General features: G+C 63.8%; 15 protein-coding genes. 11 read left to right on the forward strand and 4 right to left on the reverse strand.

Features of this window, described 5'->3' with window-relative positions; all coding sequences use genetic code 11:
• Positions 1–99 precede the first annotated feature (99 nt).
• Positions 100–2,532, forward strand: a complete 2,433-nt coding sequence (locus tag JHX87_RS14300) for a DUF4175 domain-containing protein (RefSeq protein ID WP_271885557.1) — start codon at positions 100–102, stop codon at positions 2,530–2,532.
• A gap of 125 nt (positions 2,533–2,657) precedes the next feature.
• On the opposite strand, the gene JHX87_RS14305 is transcribed toward JHX87_RS14300, so the two are convergent.
• On the reverse strand, positions 2,658–3,476 hold the full coding sequence (locus JHX87_RS14305) for a zinc-ribbon domain-containing protein (RefSeq protein ID WP_271885556.1): 819 nt from the start codon (positions 3,474–3,476) through the stop codon (positions 2,658–2,660).
• A 93-nt stretch (positions 3,477–3,569) separates the two neighbouring features.
• Here JHX87_RS14305 and JHX87_RS14310 point away from each other — a divergent pair, with 93 nt between their 5' ends.
• Genes JHX87_RS14310 through JHX87_RS14325 form a run of 4 tightly spaced genes read left to right on the forward strand, consistent with a single transcriptional unit; the run spans position 3,570 to position 6,536 of the window.
• On the forward strand, positions 3,570–4,244 hold the full coding sequence (locus tag JHX87_RS14310) for a cell division ATP-binding protein FtsE (RefSeq protein ID WP_271885555.1): 675 nt from the start codon (positions 3,570–3,572) through the stop codon (positions 4,242–4,244).
• Positions 4,241–5,170 (forward strand): cell division protein FtsX, encoded by a 930-nt coding sequence (locus tag JHX87_RS14315; RefSeq protein ID WP_271885554.1) that lies wholly within the window; start codon positions 4,241–4,243, stop codon positions 5,168–5,170. Before JHX87_RS14310 ends, JHX87_RS14315 begins: the two co-directional genes overlap by 4 nt.
• Entirely contained in the window at positions 5,167–5,937 is a 771-nt protein-coding gene (locus JHX87_RS14320) for a lysophospholipid acyltransferase family protein (protein ID WP_271885553.1), read from the forward strand. The genes JHX87_RS14315 and JHX87_RS14320 overlap by 4 nt, the downstream gene beginning before the upstream one ends.
• Positions 5,934–6,536 (forward strand): pyridoxamine 5'-phosphate oxidase family protein, encoded by a 603-nt coding sequence (locus tag JHX87_RS14325; RefSeq protein ID WP_271885552.1) that lies wholly within the window; start codon positions 5,934–5,936, stop codon positions 6,534–6,536. Before JHX87_RS14320 ends, JHX87_RS14325 begins: the two co-directional genes overlap by 4 nt.
• Positions 6,537–6,568: 32 nt before the next feature.
• Here JHX87_RS14325 and JHX87_RS14330 read toward each other — a convergent pair whose 3' ends face one another.
• Positions 6,569–6,799, reverse strand: coding sequence for a hypothetical protein (locus tag JHX87_RS14330; RefSeq protein ID WP_271885551.1), 231 nt, complete (start codon positions 6,797–6,799; stop codon positions 6,569–6,571).
• A 345-nt stretch (positions 6,800–7,144) separates the two neighbouring features.
• Entirely contained in the window at positions 7,145–8,104 is a 960-nt protein-coding gene (locus JHX87_RS14335) for an acetyl-CoA carboxylase carboxyltransferase subunit alpha (RefSeq protein WP_271885550.1), read from the reverse strand.
• 158 nt (positions 8,105–8,262) lie between these two features.
• Between JHX87_RS14335 and JHX87_RS14340 the strand changes: the two genes are divergently transcribed.
• Both JHX87_RS14340 and JHX87_RS14345 read left to right on the forward strand, forming a co-directional pair.
• The gene (locus JHX87_RS14340) at positions 8,263–8,706 is read left to right on the forward strand and encodes a hypothetical protein (RefSeq protein ID WP_271885549.1); all 444 of its coding nucleotides are present in this window, start codon (positions 8,263–8,265) and stop codon (positions 8,704–8,706) included.
• 266 nt (positions 8,707–8,972) lie between these two features.
• On the forward strand, positions 8,973–9,551 hold the full coding sequence (locus JHX87_RS14345; RefSeq protein ID WP_271885548.1) for a hypothetical protein: 579 nt from the start codon (positions 8,973–8,975) through the stop codon (positions 9,549–9,551).
• A 71-nt stretch (positions 9,552–9,622) separates the two neighbouring features.
• On the opposite strand, the gene JHX87_RS14350 is transcribed toward JHX87_RS14345, so the two are convergent.
• A complete protein-coding gene (locus tag JHX87_RS14350; protein WP_271885547.1) occupies positions 9,623–10,807 on the reverse strand; it encodes a MalY/PatB family protein in 1,185 nt (394 codons plus the stop codon).
• An 88-nt stretch (positions 10,808–10,895) separates the two neighbouring features.
• Between JHX87_RS14350 and def (JHX87_RS14355) the strand changes: the two genes are divergently transcribed.
• From def (JHX87_RS14355) to fmt, 4 genes are all read left to right on the forward strand, one after another.
• Positions 10,896–11,420, forward strand: coding sequence for a peptide deformylase (def, locus tag JHX87_RS14355; RefSeq protein WP_271885546.1), 525 nt, complete (start codon positions 10,896–10,898; stop codon positions 11,418–11,420).
• Complete coding sequence (locus tag JHX87_RS14360; protein WP_271885545.1) at positions 11,413–11,928, forward strand: peptide deformylase; 516 nt, start codon at positions 11,413–11,415, stop codon at positions 11,926–11,928. The genes def (JHX87_RS14355) and JHX87_RS14360 overlap by 8 nt, the downstream gene beginning before the upstream one ends.
• 10 nt (positions 11,929–11,938) lie before the next feature.
• Complete coding sequence (def, locus tag JHX87_RS14365; RefSeq protein ID WP_271885544.1) at positions 11,939–12,442, forward strand: peptide deformylase; 504 nt, start codon at positions 11,939–11,941, stop codon at positions 12,440–12,442.
• Between the two features lie 65 nt (positions 12,443–12,507).
• Positions 12,508–13,401 (forward strand): methionyl-tRNA formyltransferase, encoded by an 894-nt coding sequence (gene fmt / locus JHX87_RS14370; RefSeq protein WP_271885543.1) that lies wholly within the window; start codon positions 12,508–12,510, stop codon positions 13,399–13,401.
• The last annotated feature ends 19 nt before the right edge of the window (positions 13,402–13,420 follow it).

The raw sequence follows: 13,420 nt of genomic DNA on the forward strand, positions 1-13,420 counted from the left end.
AGGGAAAGGCCGGGGGCTGTCTGCCCCCGGACCCCCGAGGATATTTCCGCACAAAAGATATGGTCTGTTCGCAGGGCCCTGCGTCTGACCGGCTGGGGGATGTGGTGGGAGCGCGTGGCGCGCTCTTTCTGGCCTTTGGCGACGCTGCTGGCGCTGGTACTGGCCTGTTTCGCGTTGGATCTGGTGTCGGCCGTTCCTGCGGGGTGGCTGCTGTGGCTGGCCGGTGGTGTTTCGCTGGCGGTGATTGCGGCGGCGATCTGGGGTGGTTTGCGGTTCCGGCCGGTGCGCCGGGCCGAGGTGGTGGCGCGGCTTGATGGTACCTTGCCGGGGCGTCCGCTGGCTGCGCTGTCGGATCGTGCGGCGGTCGGGGGCGAGGGTGCCCTGTGGCAGGCGCATCTGGCGCAGATGCGGCAGGTGGCGCTGGCGGCGCGGCCGGTGAGGCCCGATGCTGAACTGGCCCGGCGCGATCCCTTTGCCCTGCGGTTGGTGGGGCTGGTGGCACTGGCCATGGCGGTGATCTTTGGTGGCGTCAGCGAGATCGGGCGGGGTGTGGCGGCGCTGGCCTCGACCGCGGCGCCGCCCGAGATTGCGGCGACGCTGCCTATCGGGCCGAGTTGGGAGGGCTGGGCCGAGCCGCCTGCCTATACCCGCCGTCCGACGATTTATCTGAATGCGTTGCCCGAAGGCGAGAGGATGGAATTGCCCAAGGGCAGCCGCGTGACATTCCGGCTTTACGATGAGGCGGCAGAGGTGGTGCAGGATATCGGCCCGGCGCTGTCGGAAGAGGCGCAGGCACCGGGCTTTCGGGCTGAGAATTCTGGTCGGATCGAGGTCGCGGGGCGAGGTTTCGATGTGACCGTGCTGCCGGATCTGCCGCCGGTGATCCGGGCCGGAGCCCTGTCCGAGCGGCGTGCCGATGGGCGGATGGTTCAGGATTACCGCGCCAGTGACGACCATGGCGTGATGCGTGCGGTGGCGCGGATCGCGCTGGATCTGGAGGCCGTTGACAGGCGCTTCGGTCTGGCCATCGATCCAGAGCCGCGCGAGGCGGTGGAGCTGCCCTTGCCGATGCCGCGTGGCGGGGATCGCAAGCAGGTCCGGGGGCAGTTGGTGCGGGATCTGTCGCGCCACCCCTGGGCCAATCTGCCGGTCAGCCTGACGCTGCGGGCCGAGGACGGGATCGAGCAGGTCGGGACTGCGCCGCCGATCCGCGCGGTTCTGCCGGGACGGCGTTTCTTTCAGCCGCTGGCCGCTGCGCTGATCGAAATGCGGCGCGATCTGCTGTGGTCGCGCGGGAATGCCGGTCGGAGTGCCGAGATCCTGCGGGCGGTCACCTGGCAACCCGAAGGCTTTGTCGAGCCGCGGCTTTATGGCGAATTGCGCGGCGCCGTGGGTCTGTTGGAAGGCGGCGATCTGACCATCAAACAGCGCGACGAATTGGCCGAGGCGCTGTGGCGCGCGGCCATCGAGCTGGAGGATGGTGGCCTGTCCGACGCGCTGGAACGAATGCAACAGGCGCAGCAGAAACTGTCCGAGGCGATCCGCAATGGCGCCAGCAAGGATGAGATCCAGCGCCTGATGGACGAATTGAAAGAGGCGACGGATGACTATACCCGCATGCTGGCCGAGCAGAGCGAGGCGGATCCTTCGGAGCGCTTCACCCGTCAGAAATCCAATCAGATCGTCACAGCCGATCAGATCCAGGAGATGATGGATGAGATTCAGCGGCTGATGAATGAGGGCCGGATGGCCGAGGCGCAGGAATTGCTGGAACAGTTCAACCGGATGATGGAGAACCTGCGGATCCGTGAAGTTGAAGGCGAGGGGCGTGGCTTTGGCGAGGGCGGTCAGAACGGATCCATGAACCGTCTGGCCGACAGTCTGAGGGAGCAGCAGCGCCTGTCCGATGAGGCGTTTCGCGATCTGCAAGAGCAGTTCAATCAGGGCCAGTCGGGTCAGCCTTCCGAAAATTCCGACGATCTGGCCGACCGCCAGCGGCAGCTGCGCGAAGAGCTGGGGCAGCAGCGGGGCCTGCTGCCGGGTCAGGGCTCGACCGGCGGGGATGAGGCCGGTCGGCAACTGGACGAGGCCGGTCGCGCCATGGAGCAGGCCGAAGAGGCCTTGCGTCAGGGCGATATGTCCGGCGCGATGCAGAAACAGGCCGATGCGATCCAGTCGATGCGCGAAGGCATGCGCGCCCTGGGCGATATGATGATGGATCAGCGTCAGGGCGAGGCCGGTCGGGATGGCGAGCAGGCGGGCGAGGCCGAGGAGGGTCAGCGCGGCCTGGCCGGTCCGCGCAGCGGCAGCCCGCAGGGGCAGCGCGACGGTGAGACTGCATTCGATCCGCTGGGACGGTCGCGTGACGGCAATGGCAATATCATCGCGGGCGGGGACACTATCGGCGATGGGGTTGTCGATCCGGCGCGGCGCGCCCGTGATCTGCTGGACGAAATCCGCCGCCGCAGCGGTCAGCGTGACCGCTCCGAGGATGAGCGCGGCTATCTGGACCGGCTGCTGGACCGGTTCTAGCGCTTTTCGGGTTTAGGTTGGTACATATCCGCTCAGCCTGCCTGTCGCGTCAGCGGCAGGCACGCGCCCACCCGGGCAGACGCTCAACGCGAAGCAAGACTGCCTTAATTTTAAGCCGAAATGCTTTAGTTGCCCGGCCCGTCTGCGGCATTCTGCAGCCACAGGCGCGCCTGATCCAGCCCGTTGCGGATATCGGCCAGCGGCCCCTCGGCCGGGGCAAGAAGGTAAAGTGCCAACAGCGCGGCCACCATCGCAATGGCGACAGCAAAGCCCTGCCAATAGCGGTTCCTGGGCGGGCTTGGCGTAAGGGCGGGCAGGGTGTTGATCTCTGCCGGGGCAGGCTCTGGCTGAACCTGCTCAGCGGGGGCGGCGATGATGTCGGGCGAGGCCGGTTCATCGGCGGATGGTTCGGGCTGATCCGGCGCGGCCTCGGGTTCCGGGGCGTCCCATTGACCGGTCACGGTGGTCGCGGGCCAGTCGGGTTCCTGCAGCATCTCATCCGCCTTGGCGGCGGCGGCGCGCAGGTCCGGATCCTGATGGCGCATGTCATCGGCCTGACGGGCCTGCCGTTCATGTTCGACCGCTTCCAGAAGGATATTCAGCACATTGCCGGGCAGCGGCCGGTTCAGCGAGGGCGCTTCGCCTGCAGGTTGTTCCGGCGGTGTTTCGCGTGCGACCTCTGCCCCGGATGCGGCACCCGGCAAGGGCTGCGCAGGCTCGATCGGGAGCGGGATTCCCTGCGGGTCGGTCAGCCCCTTGAATTCACGGAAATTATAGGCGTAGACGCCCATTTCCCGGGGTTTCGGCGGCCAGCCGGGACGTTCGGCATGCCAGATGCGGCCACATTCGCTGCATTCGACATCGCGACCGCCTTCGGGGACCGCGATCTCGGGGATTTGATACTCTGTTCCGCAATCCGGACAGATCAGCCTGATTTCCGTCATCCCGACTCTCGCATTCGCTTTGATGCTGTTCTATCAAGCCGGGGTCCGGCTTCCAAGCGGCCGGTAGATAAACCCGAACCAAGGGGGTGAAGCTTGATCGAGATGCGCGATGTCGGCTTCGGCTATCAGGGCAATGCCGAATTGCTGTCGAACATGACGCTGACCCTGCAGCCGGGCATGCTGCATTTCCTGACCGGACCCTCGGGATCGGGCAAAACCACGTTGCTTCGGCTGTGTTACGCCGATCTGCTGCCAAGCTCGGGCGAGATGACGGCCTTTGGTCAGGATGTACGAGGCCTGTCGCGTGACGGGATCGCGGATCTGCGCCGCCGGGTGGGGGTCGTGCATCAGGATACGCAATTCCTTGATCACCTTCCGGTTGCGGAAAACATCGCCCTGCCGCTGACCGTTTCGGGGCAGGGTGTCGATATGGCGGCGCTGCGCGATCTGCTGGGATGGGTGCAACTGACGCAGCATGCCCGCGCCATGCCGCCCTCGCTCTCGGGGGGCGAACGGCAGCGTGCCGCGCTGGCGCGTGCGGTGATCCTGTCGCCGGATCTGGTGCTGGCGGATGAGCCGACGGGCAATCTGGACTGGGACATGTCGATGCGGCTGATGCAATTGCTGATCGAACTGAACAAATCGGGCAAGACCGTGCTGGTCGCGACCCATGACCTGAACCTGATCCGGGCGACGAAGTCGCAGGTTTCGGCACGGGTGCTGCGGATCGCGAACGGAACCTTGCAACTGGCGGGGGCGGATCTGTGAGAAAGGTGGAATTTCGCGGGTTGAACCTGAAAGCGCTGTGGCGCGGTCTGCTGCGGGGTGACGGCGATGTCGGCAACCGGATCGTGCCGCCCACGGGCTTTACGGCGCAGCTGACTGTCTTCGCGTCCGGGGCAATGGCCTTTCTGGCGGTCTTTGCGCTGGCTTTGGCGCTGGCGACGGGCCGTCTGGCCGAACGCTGGTCGCAAGAGCTGGCAAGCTCGGTCACGGTACGGGTCACCAGTTCGGACGCGGATCGCGATGCGCGGGTGCAGGCGGCGCTGACGGTGCTGGAAACGACGCCGGGCATCGGCGCGGCGCAGAAGCTGTCGGACGATCAGGTCGCGGATCTGCTGACCCCGTGGTTCGGGCCCGACATGCCGGTCGATGCGCTGCCGGTGCCAGCACTGATCGACGTGCCGGTCACCTCGGCCGATTTTGACAGCGAAGGCCTGCGCCTGCGGCTGGAGGCCGAGGTGCCGGGCGCGGTTCTGGACGATCATACCCAATGGCGCCGCCCGCTGGTCTCGGCGGCGAAGCGGCTGAAGGCCCTGGGGGTGATCTCGCTGATCCTGATCACGGCGGCCTCTGCCGCGATGATCACGCTGGCGGCCAAGGCGGCACTGTCCGCGAATGTGCAGGTGATCCGTGTGCTGCGGCTGATCGGGGCGCGGGACATCACCATCGCCACCGCCTTCGTCCGCCGCTTCACGCAACGCGCCGCGATCGGCGCGGCAGGGGGAACCCTGGCCGGGATCATTGCCATCGCGCTGCTGCCCGATATGGACGCGGCGGGCGGTTTCCTGACGGGTCTTGGCTTTCACGGCTGGGGATGGCTGCTGCCGCTGCTGATTCCGCTGATCGCTGCCGGGGTCGGCTTTTTCGCAACCCGCTGGGCGGCGCTGAAAATGTTGGGAGCCGTCAGATGAGCCATCGAACCTCTTCCCCCGTGCCCGGGCCGGTGACCTTCTGGCAATATCTGCAGAACGGGCTGTTCTACATTCACGTCGCCATCGTGACGATCATCATGGGCGTCTTTGGCATTTTCTGGGTGATCTTTGACGGGCGGCGCGGTGCGAATGCCGTGGCGACCCGCTGGATCGGTTATATGCTCTGGGCGGCGCGGCTGCATATGGGCGTATCGTGCGAGATCCGTGGCACGCCGCCAACGGGCGATTGCATCGTTGCGGCCAAGCATCAGAGCTTTCTGGATATCCTCGCCATTGCCCATGCCGTGCCGCGCCGTGCCTTCATCATGAAGAAAGAGATCATGCGCGTGCCGATCATGGGCTGGTACGCCTATAAGGTCGGCTGCATTCCCATTGACCGGGCGCGCGGACGCGACGCGATGAAGGCGATCACGAAGCAGATCAATAACCGCATCGCCGGTGATGGGCTGGGCCAGCTGATCATCTATCCCGAAGGCACGCGGACCCGCCCGGGCGAGCGGAAATCCTATAAGCACGGGGTTCAGACGATCCGCAATGCGACCGGCCTGCCGGTGGTGCCGGTGGCGGTCAATTGCGGTCTGTTCTGGCCGCGCAAGGGATGGGGCGTGCATCCCGGCCGGGCGGTGGTCGAGTTTCTGCCCGCCATCGACAGCGACCTTCCCAGTGACGAATTCATGCCACGGCTGGAAGATGAGATCGAAGGCAATTCGGAACGGCTGATGGCAGAAGCGGGGTTCAAGCCATGAACTGGTTGCAGCAGGGTGATCTGGACCGCATCTACGGCACGCCTGCAGCGGCCTCATTGCGCAAGGTCGCGGATCGCCTGACGCCGGATTATGCGACCTTTATCCGGGCCTCGCGCTTTTGCGTTCTGTCCACCGTCGGGCCGGAAGGCACCGATGGCAGCCCGCGCGGCGATGATGGTCCGGTGGTGACGGCGCTGGATGACCGGCATCTGGCGCTGCCCGACTGGCATGGCAATAACCGCATAGATTCGCTGCAGAATATCCTGCGTGACGAACATTGCAGCCTGATGTTCATGGTGCGCGGCGCGACCAATGTGGTGCGGGTGAATGGCACCGCACGGCTGACCGATGACGCCGAATTGCGGGCGCAATTCGCCCGTCAGGGCAAAGAGCCGCGCTGCGTGATCGTCATGCGCATCGGTGAGATTTATTTCCAATGTGCCCGCGCCGTGATGCGGGCCGGGCTGTGGACCGGTCAGGATGACAGCGATGGTCTGCCGACACCGGGGCAGATCCTGGCCAATATGACCAGCGGAGAGGTCGGCGGCGACAGCTATGACAGCGAATGGCCCCTTCGCGCGGCCAGGACCATGTGGTGAACGGGGCGCCATCAGGACGCCCCGCCTTGGGTTCATCTCAGCTCGAAATATTGCGGAACATGTGGCGCTTCCGGCGGCAGGCCGATATCGCGCCGCAAATGCGGGCTAAGCTCGTGCAGGTCCGGTGGCCGGGGCCGCCTGCGGCGGGGCGCCAGCAAGGCGCGGGCCAGCGCCCATAAGACCGGCCTCACACCATATTGGGCCAGCATGACTTCCATTCTGGGGCGCAGCATGGACCTGCGCAGAGTTGCCTTGGCAATCATTGTCGTCTCCTCGACGGATCACGCCCGCAGGCGTGTTTTTCTGGATGGATCTTGGGAAAAAGACATGCGGACAGGGCGCACAAATGCGCGTCAGTCATGCTGTCTTTTCAGGGAAAGCCCCAGCCGGGCGTTCGGATCAGCCCTGTCGCAGGCCGGTCACTGCCCAAAACGCGCCGGAGGTGGCGTCACAGGTGAAATAATTCATGCTGACCCCTCCTTTTCGCTGTTTGACACAGGGCAGACCTCTTGGATGGCGCGGGGCCGGCCATCGGGCAAGATTTAAAAACGGCCATGCCCGATTGCGGGAATGGCCGTTGCCGAAATGCTACAATAGCTCGCAGGGGGTCAGGCCAGCGATTTTGACCCCATGTTCAGGAATTTCTCGCGCCGGTCCCGCACCAGGGCGGCGGCGTCCTGACCGTTCAACTGATCCAGCATGGCGCTGATTTCCTTGCCAACGGCCTGCATGACCGCCTGCGGATCGCGCTGCGCCCCGCCCAGAGGTTCGGGAATGATGCCATCCACCACATTCAGCTTTTTCAGATCCTGCGCGGTCAGGCGCAGCGCCTCGGCCGCTTCGCGCATGCGTTCGGAATCCTTCCACAGGATCGAGGCGCAGCCCTCGGGCGAGATCACCGAATAGATCGAATGTTCCAGCATGGCGATGCGATTCGCCGTGGCAAAGGCAACCGCCCCGCCCGATCCGCCTTCGCCGATGATGACGCTGACCAGCGGCACCCCGATCTGCAGGCATTTTTCGGTGCAGCGGGCGATGGCCTCGGACTGGCCACGCTCTTCCGCGCCCTTGCCGGGATAGGCGCCGGGCGTATCGACCAATGTAATGACCGGCAGGCCGAAACGGTTGGCGATTTCCATCAGGCGGATGGCCTTGCGATAGCCTTCGGGCCGGGCCATGCCGAAATTGCGGCTGATGCGGGATTGGGTATCGTTGCCCTTCTCATGGCCGATCACGATGCAGGGCATGTCATTGAAGCGGGCCAGACCGCCCATCACGGCGTGATCATCGCCAAAGGCGCGGTCGCCGGCCAGCGGGGTGTATTCGGTGAAAAGCGCCGCGATATAATCGCTGCAATGGGGACGTTCGGGATGCCGTGCGACCTGAGTTTTCCGCCAGGGCGTCAGGTTCTTGTACAGGTCTTTCAGCAGATCGCTGGCCTTCTTGTCCAGCGCCGCGGCCTCTTTTTCGACATCGACGCCGCCCTCATCCTGCTTGGCCATGGCGCGAAGTTCTTCGGCCTTGCCCTCAATATCGGCAAGAGGTTTTTCGAAATCCAGATAGACCATGCGCAACTGCTCCGCGGCGTGTGGTGGGGGCGTGTGGTTTGTGACTATATGAGGGTCTTGGCGCAGGAATGCAACGCGGCGTCGCAACCTGTGCTATGATATCCAAACGACGCAGTCCGCCCGTCTTCTGCGGGTATGCGGCAAGGCAGGAGATACCGGTGAACGCTCATATCGTTACAGTTTTCCTTGCACTGTCCGTTGGTTTGGCGGACACCGCCTTCGCGCAGGACATAGATTTCGGCGATGATCAGGGGCAATGGGCCAAAGACGGCGAATGCGACGACAAGCGTTTCGATGGCCCCGGCATGACCGATACGTTGCTGCTGGACGAGGATATCGGCCATGACCGGACGGATTGCGCGAAGGCCTTCAAGTCGGGGCGCGTGACGCTGCGCAGCCGGGTGACCGAGATGCTGATCGTCGATGGCATCGTCTTTGGCAGGGATGGCAGCCAATGGGCCAATGACAATGAATGCGACGATCCGCGCTTTGAAGGGCCGGGCATGTCGCAGACGGTGTTATTTGATGAAGACCGCCTGATGGACGCGACCGACTGCCTGAAAGCCTATCAGCAGGGGCTGATCGATTTGAAGACGATCTGACCTGCCATTCGCCGGAGATTTCTGCGTTTCGCCGATGCGGCCTGTGCCGTGTGGGGATGGCCGCTGTCGGATCCGCCCTGCCTTTGTGACATGGACCGGGGCGCCGCAAAGCTTACCAAAGGTAAAGCCAATATGCCCTCTGCAGATTTTTACCCCGGAGTCTTCGCATTGAAGAATAATGATTTTTAATAAAAACAAAACTAAACGATATAGTATTGACAGATATCGGGATCGGGGTATTTTGAATGCTTCAATAAGAGGTAATCATGGAACGAATTTTAAAGACCGCCGGTCTGCTGACCGCGCTTGCCATCACCACCGCGCCCGCACATGCCGTGACGCTTGATCCCTGGACGATCTCTGGCCCCGGGACAAACTCTGTGACCCAGAATGGCGCAGATGGCGGTATCTTCAACTATAACGCGACCAGCGATATGGGCAGCCCCGTGACCTTCACCGCACAGACGACGGTGACCGAGGGCGGGACCTGGAACTATCTCTGGAACTATACGGGCTTCCACGCCTACTACATGGTGACGGCATTCCTGCGCGCCGAATCGCCCACCACCCAGGTTCTGGTGAATGCCGGGCCGCGAAACTGCTGCACGTCGCCCTCGGCGGGCTTCAACTTCAGCGGCGAATCCTCGATCGATCTGGCTGCGGGCGATATCCTGCGCTTCACCTTTGGCGGGGACAATCAGGACAGCAACCGCACCATCACCGGTACGCTGACGCTGTCGGACGTCGCCCCGGTGCCACTGGCCCCTGCGGGTGTGTTGCTGATCTCGGCCCTGGGTGGTTTCGCGGCATTCGGCAAGCGCAAATCGCGCGCCGAAAAGGCTTGATTACGCTCATAGCGACAGCACGCGATGAGACACTGGCAGATGGCGCGGACGGTGACGCCCGCGCCATTCTGTTATTGCAGATCCGCGAAAGCGTCCTGCAGGCGGCGCACGGCCTCTTCCACGCGGCTGCGCGGCGTGGCGATGTTGAAGCGCAGATGGGTTTCGCCGCCCGTGCCGAAGGTCGCGCCGTGATTGGCGGCGATACGGGCGGTTTTCTCGACCCGACCGATGAATTCCGCAGGCGCCATGCCGGTTCCCGAAAAATCCACCCATGACAGATAGGTCGCTTCTAGCGGCATGGAGCGCAGGCCGGGGATTGCATTGACCCCATCGTCAAAGATCCGGCGGTTTTCGTCCAGATAAAGCACCAGCGCATCGACCCAGGCGGCGCCTTCGGGGGAATAGGCGGCGGCCACCATATCCATGCCCAGCATCCCGACCGAGACGCCGCGCGCCATCAGCGCGCCCTTGAAGCGATTGCGCAGCGCCTGATCGGGGATAATGGCATTGCCGATATGGGCGCCCGCGATATTGAAGGTCTTGGTGGCTGCGGTCAGCATGACCAGCCTGTCAGCGATTCCCGGCACCAGATCGGCGATGATGCGATGCCTGTGGCCCGGCATGACCAGATCGCAATGAATATCGTCCGACACCAGGATCAGGTCGTGACGCTGGCAGAAATCGGCGACCTCGCGCAGTTCGGCCTCGGACCAGACCCGCCCGCCGGGATTATGCGGCGAACAGAGGATCATCAGCTTTTCCCGCCCGGTCAGCATGCCCTCCCATCGGGACCAGTCCATCTGATAGCGGCCATCGACTGTTTTCAGCGGAAATTCGATCAGCTCGCGACCCGCCGCACGGATGACGCGGCCAAAGGCGTGATAGACCGGGCTCATCACAATCACGCCATCCCCGGGCTGGGTACAGGCGTCCAGCGCCATGCCCACGCCATTGACCAGACCGGCGCAGGTCAGGATCCAGCTTGTGTCGATCTGCCATCCGTGGCGGTTCGCCATCCACCATTTGATCGCGTTCAGATAGGGCTCATTCGCGCCGGGATAGCCGTAAACGCCATGCGCGGCAGCCTTTTCCACGGCTTTCTGCACGGCGGCGGGGGGGCGGAAATCCATATCCGCCACCCACATGGCAAGCCCGCCATCTTGTGGCGCGACGCCATAGCCCGCCTGCATATCGTCCCATTTCGAGCATCTGGTGCCGACGCGATCGATCACCTCATCGAAGTCCGGTTTTGTCATTTTTGCCCGCTTCCTTGATCCGCAAACTGTTTTTTAACGCATAAGCTGGTTATTGCTTATGATGAAGCCATGCCATACACGGCAAATTATGAGTAAGTTGCGCAGTATTCTGATCCATCCTGATCCCCGGCTCAAGAAGCTGGCGGAACCTGTTGCGCGTATCACGCCAGAGATCGAGACTCTGGCGGCCGATATGCTGGCGACGATGTATGACGCCCCCGGTATCGGTCTGGCTGCACCCCAGGTCGGCATCGCCTCGCGCATCTTCGTGATGGATGCGAATCGCGATCCCGAGGCCGAGCGGCGGCCGATGGTGCTGATCAATCCCGAAATCACCTGGAGTTCCCAGGAAGAGAACACCTATGAAGAGGGCTGCCTGTCGATCCCGGATCAATATGCCGATGTCACTCGGCCCAAGCAGGTGAAGATGCAATGGCTGGGTCTGGACGGCAAAACGCATGAAGAGGAATTCGACGATCTCTGGGCGACCTGCGCGCAGCATGAGCTGGACCACCTGAACGGGGTTCTGTTCATCGACCATCTGTCGATGGTCAAGCGCCAGATGATCACCCGCAAGATGGTCAAGCTGAAGAGAGAACGGGCGCGTGTCTGATCCGGGGGACAGCCGGAGCTGGGCCGCTCCTGATCTGCCGGAAAATCTGGCGGGCGGTGTCATTCATGACATCCTCACCTTCCCCGATCCGGTGCTGCGCGAGAATTGCGCCTCGGCCGGGTATCTGACGGGCACAGAACTGATCCAGCTTGCGGCGGATCTTCTTGCCACGATGTATGCTTCGGGCGGGTGCGGCCTTGCCGCGCCGCAGATCGGCGTCATGCGGCGGATCTTCGTCATGGATGCGGGCTGGAAAGATGGCGAATCCCGTCCCATCGTGATGCTGGATCCCGAGATTCTGGCGGTTTCGGATGCGCGTTCGCCCATGCGCGAGGATTGCCTGTCCTTCCCGGTGGAAGAGATCGAGTCCCTGCGACCCGATCATATCGAGATCGCCTGGTATGATCTGATCGGGCTGTATCACCGTGAAACCCTGTCACATCGCGCCGCTGGCATCGCACAGCATCAGACCGATCATCTGGATGGTCGTCTGATCATCGATCTGTGACGGGCCGGTCATGAGCGTCCGTGCCTTCCTGCCCTATACGGATCGCAGGTTGCATATTCCGGCCGAGCCGGTGGCCGAGGTCAATGAGACCGTGCGCATGATCTGGGACGATATGGTTGACACGATGGATGCCATGCCCGGGGTCGGACTGGCTGCGCCGCAGATCGGGATCATGCTGCGGCTGGCGGTCGTCGATGCCTCGGACAAGCGCGGGCAGGCGGTGCGGATGGCCAATCCCGAGATCCTGCATGAAAGCGTGCAGTTGCGCAGCCATGACGAGGCCAGCCCGAATCTGCCCGGGGTATTCGCTCCGATCACCCGGCCGCGCGCCGTGACGGTGCGGTTTCTGAATGAGACGGGCGAGATGGAAGATCGCGATTTCGTCGGGCTTTGGGCGACCAGCGTGCAGCATCAGATCGACCATTTGAACGGTCGCATGTATGTCGATCACCTGTCGCCCTTGCGCCGCAAGATGCTGGTACAGAAATCGGCAAAGCTGGCGCGGCGGGGATAGGCCGGGGGATTTCGCATCCCCCGGACCCCCTGCGGGATATTTGTACAAAGAAGAAAGGGGCCGCGATGCGTGTCGTTTTCATGGGGACGCCCGAGTTTTCGGTGCCTGCGCTGCGGGCCATTGCCGAGGCGCATGAGGTTGTGGCAGTCTATTCACAGCCGCCGCGTCAGGCGGGGCGGGGGCAGAAGCCGCGCCCGTCGCCGGTGCAGCGGGCTGCCGAGGAGTTGGGGATCGAGGTTCGGGTGCCCGCGCGGCTGCGCGATGCCCGGGCGCAGGAGGATTTTGCAGCCCTGCAGGCGGATGTGGCCGTGGTCGTGGCCTATGGGCTGATCCTGCCGCAAGCGGTTCTGGGTGCGCCGCGTCTGGGCTGTCTGAATATTCATGCCTCATTGCTGCCGCGCTGGCGCGGGGCGGCGCCGATCCATCGGGCTGTCATGTCGGGCGATGCGCAGACCGGGGTGGCGATCATGCAGATGGAGGCAGGATTGGATACCGGGCCGGTTCTGGCCGAGGCGCGGACCGAAATCGGGGCCGAAGAGACGACGGCGGATCTGCATGATCGTCTGGCCGGGACGGGGGCCGGGCTGATCGTCGATGTGTTGGGCCGTTTGCCGATGGCCGCTGTGGCGCAGCCTGCCGAGGGGGTGACCTATGCCGAGAAGATCGACAAGGCCGAGGCGCGGATCGACTGGGCCCGCCCTGCGATCGAGGTGGATCGGTTGATCCGGGGGCTTTCGCCCTTTCCCGGGGCCTGGTGCGAGGTTGCCGGTGAGCGGGTGAAGCTGTTGCGCAGCCGGGTCGTGCCGGGGCAGGGGGCGCCGGGCGACGTCTTGTCAGGCTTCCGGATTGCCTGCGGGGATGGCGCGGTCGAGGTGACCGACGCGCAGCGGGCAGGCAAGAAGCCGATGGCGGCTGAAGATCTGCTGAAGGGATGGACCTTGCCCGCGCGGCTGGACTGAGCGTCGAGGTGAAGGCGAA

Origin of the sequence: Paracoccus fistulariae (assembly GCF_028553785.1) — a bacterium.
Classification (GTDB): Bacteria; Pseudomonadota; Alphaproteobacteria; order Rhodobacterales; family Rhodobacteraceae; genus Paracoccus; species Paracoccus fistulariae.

Excerpts from the sequence above, each read along its gene's own strand:
- JHX87_RS14325 (WP_271885552.1), top strand. The coding sequence starts at position 5,934 with ATGAACTGGTTGCAGCAGGGTGATCTGGACCGCATCTACGGCACGCCT.
- def (WP_271885544.1), top strand. The coding sequence starts at position 11,939 with ATGAGCGTCCGTGCCTTCCTGCCCTATACGGATCGCAGGTTGCATATT.
- JHX87_RS14335 (WP_271885550.1), bottom strand. The coding sequence starts at position 8,104 with ATGGTCTATCTGGATTTCGAAAAACCTCTTGCCGATATTGAGGGCAAG.
- JHX87_RS14300 (WP_271885557.1), top strand. The coding sequence starts at position 100 with ATGTGGTGGGAGCGCGTGGCGCGCTCTTTCTGGCCTTTGGCGACGCTG.
- JHX87_RS14330 (WP_271885551.1), bottom strand. The coding sequence starts at position 6,799 with ATGATTGCCAAGGCAACTCTGCGCAGGTCCATGCTGCGCCCCAGAATG.
- JHX87_RS14320 (WP_271885553.1), top strand. The coding sequence starts at position 5,167 with ATGAGCCATCGAACCTCTTCCCCCGTGCCCGGGCCGGTGACCTTCTGG.
- JHX87_RS14345 (WP_271885548.1), top strand. The coding sequence starts at position 8,973 with ATGGAACGAATTTTAAAGACCGCCGGTCTGCTGACCGCGCTTGCCATC.
- def (WP_271885546.1), top strand. The coding sequence starts at position 10,896 with ATGAGTAAGTTGCGCAGTATTCTGATCCATCCTGATCCCCGGCTCAAG.
- JHX87_RS14305 (WP_271885556.1), bottom strand. The coding sequence starts at position 3,476 with ATGACGGAAATCAGGCTGATCTGTCCGGATTGCGGAACAGAGTATCAA.
- JHX87_RS14350 (WP_271885547.1), bottom strand. The coding sequence starts at position 10,807 with ATGACAAAACCGGACTTCGATGAGGTGATCGATCGCGTCGGCACCAGA.
- fmt (WP_271885543.1), top strand. The coding sequence starts at position 12,508 with ATGCGTGTCGTTTTCATGGGGACGCCCGAGTTTTCGGTGCCTGCGCTG.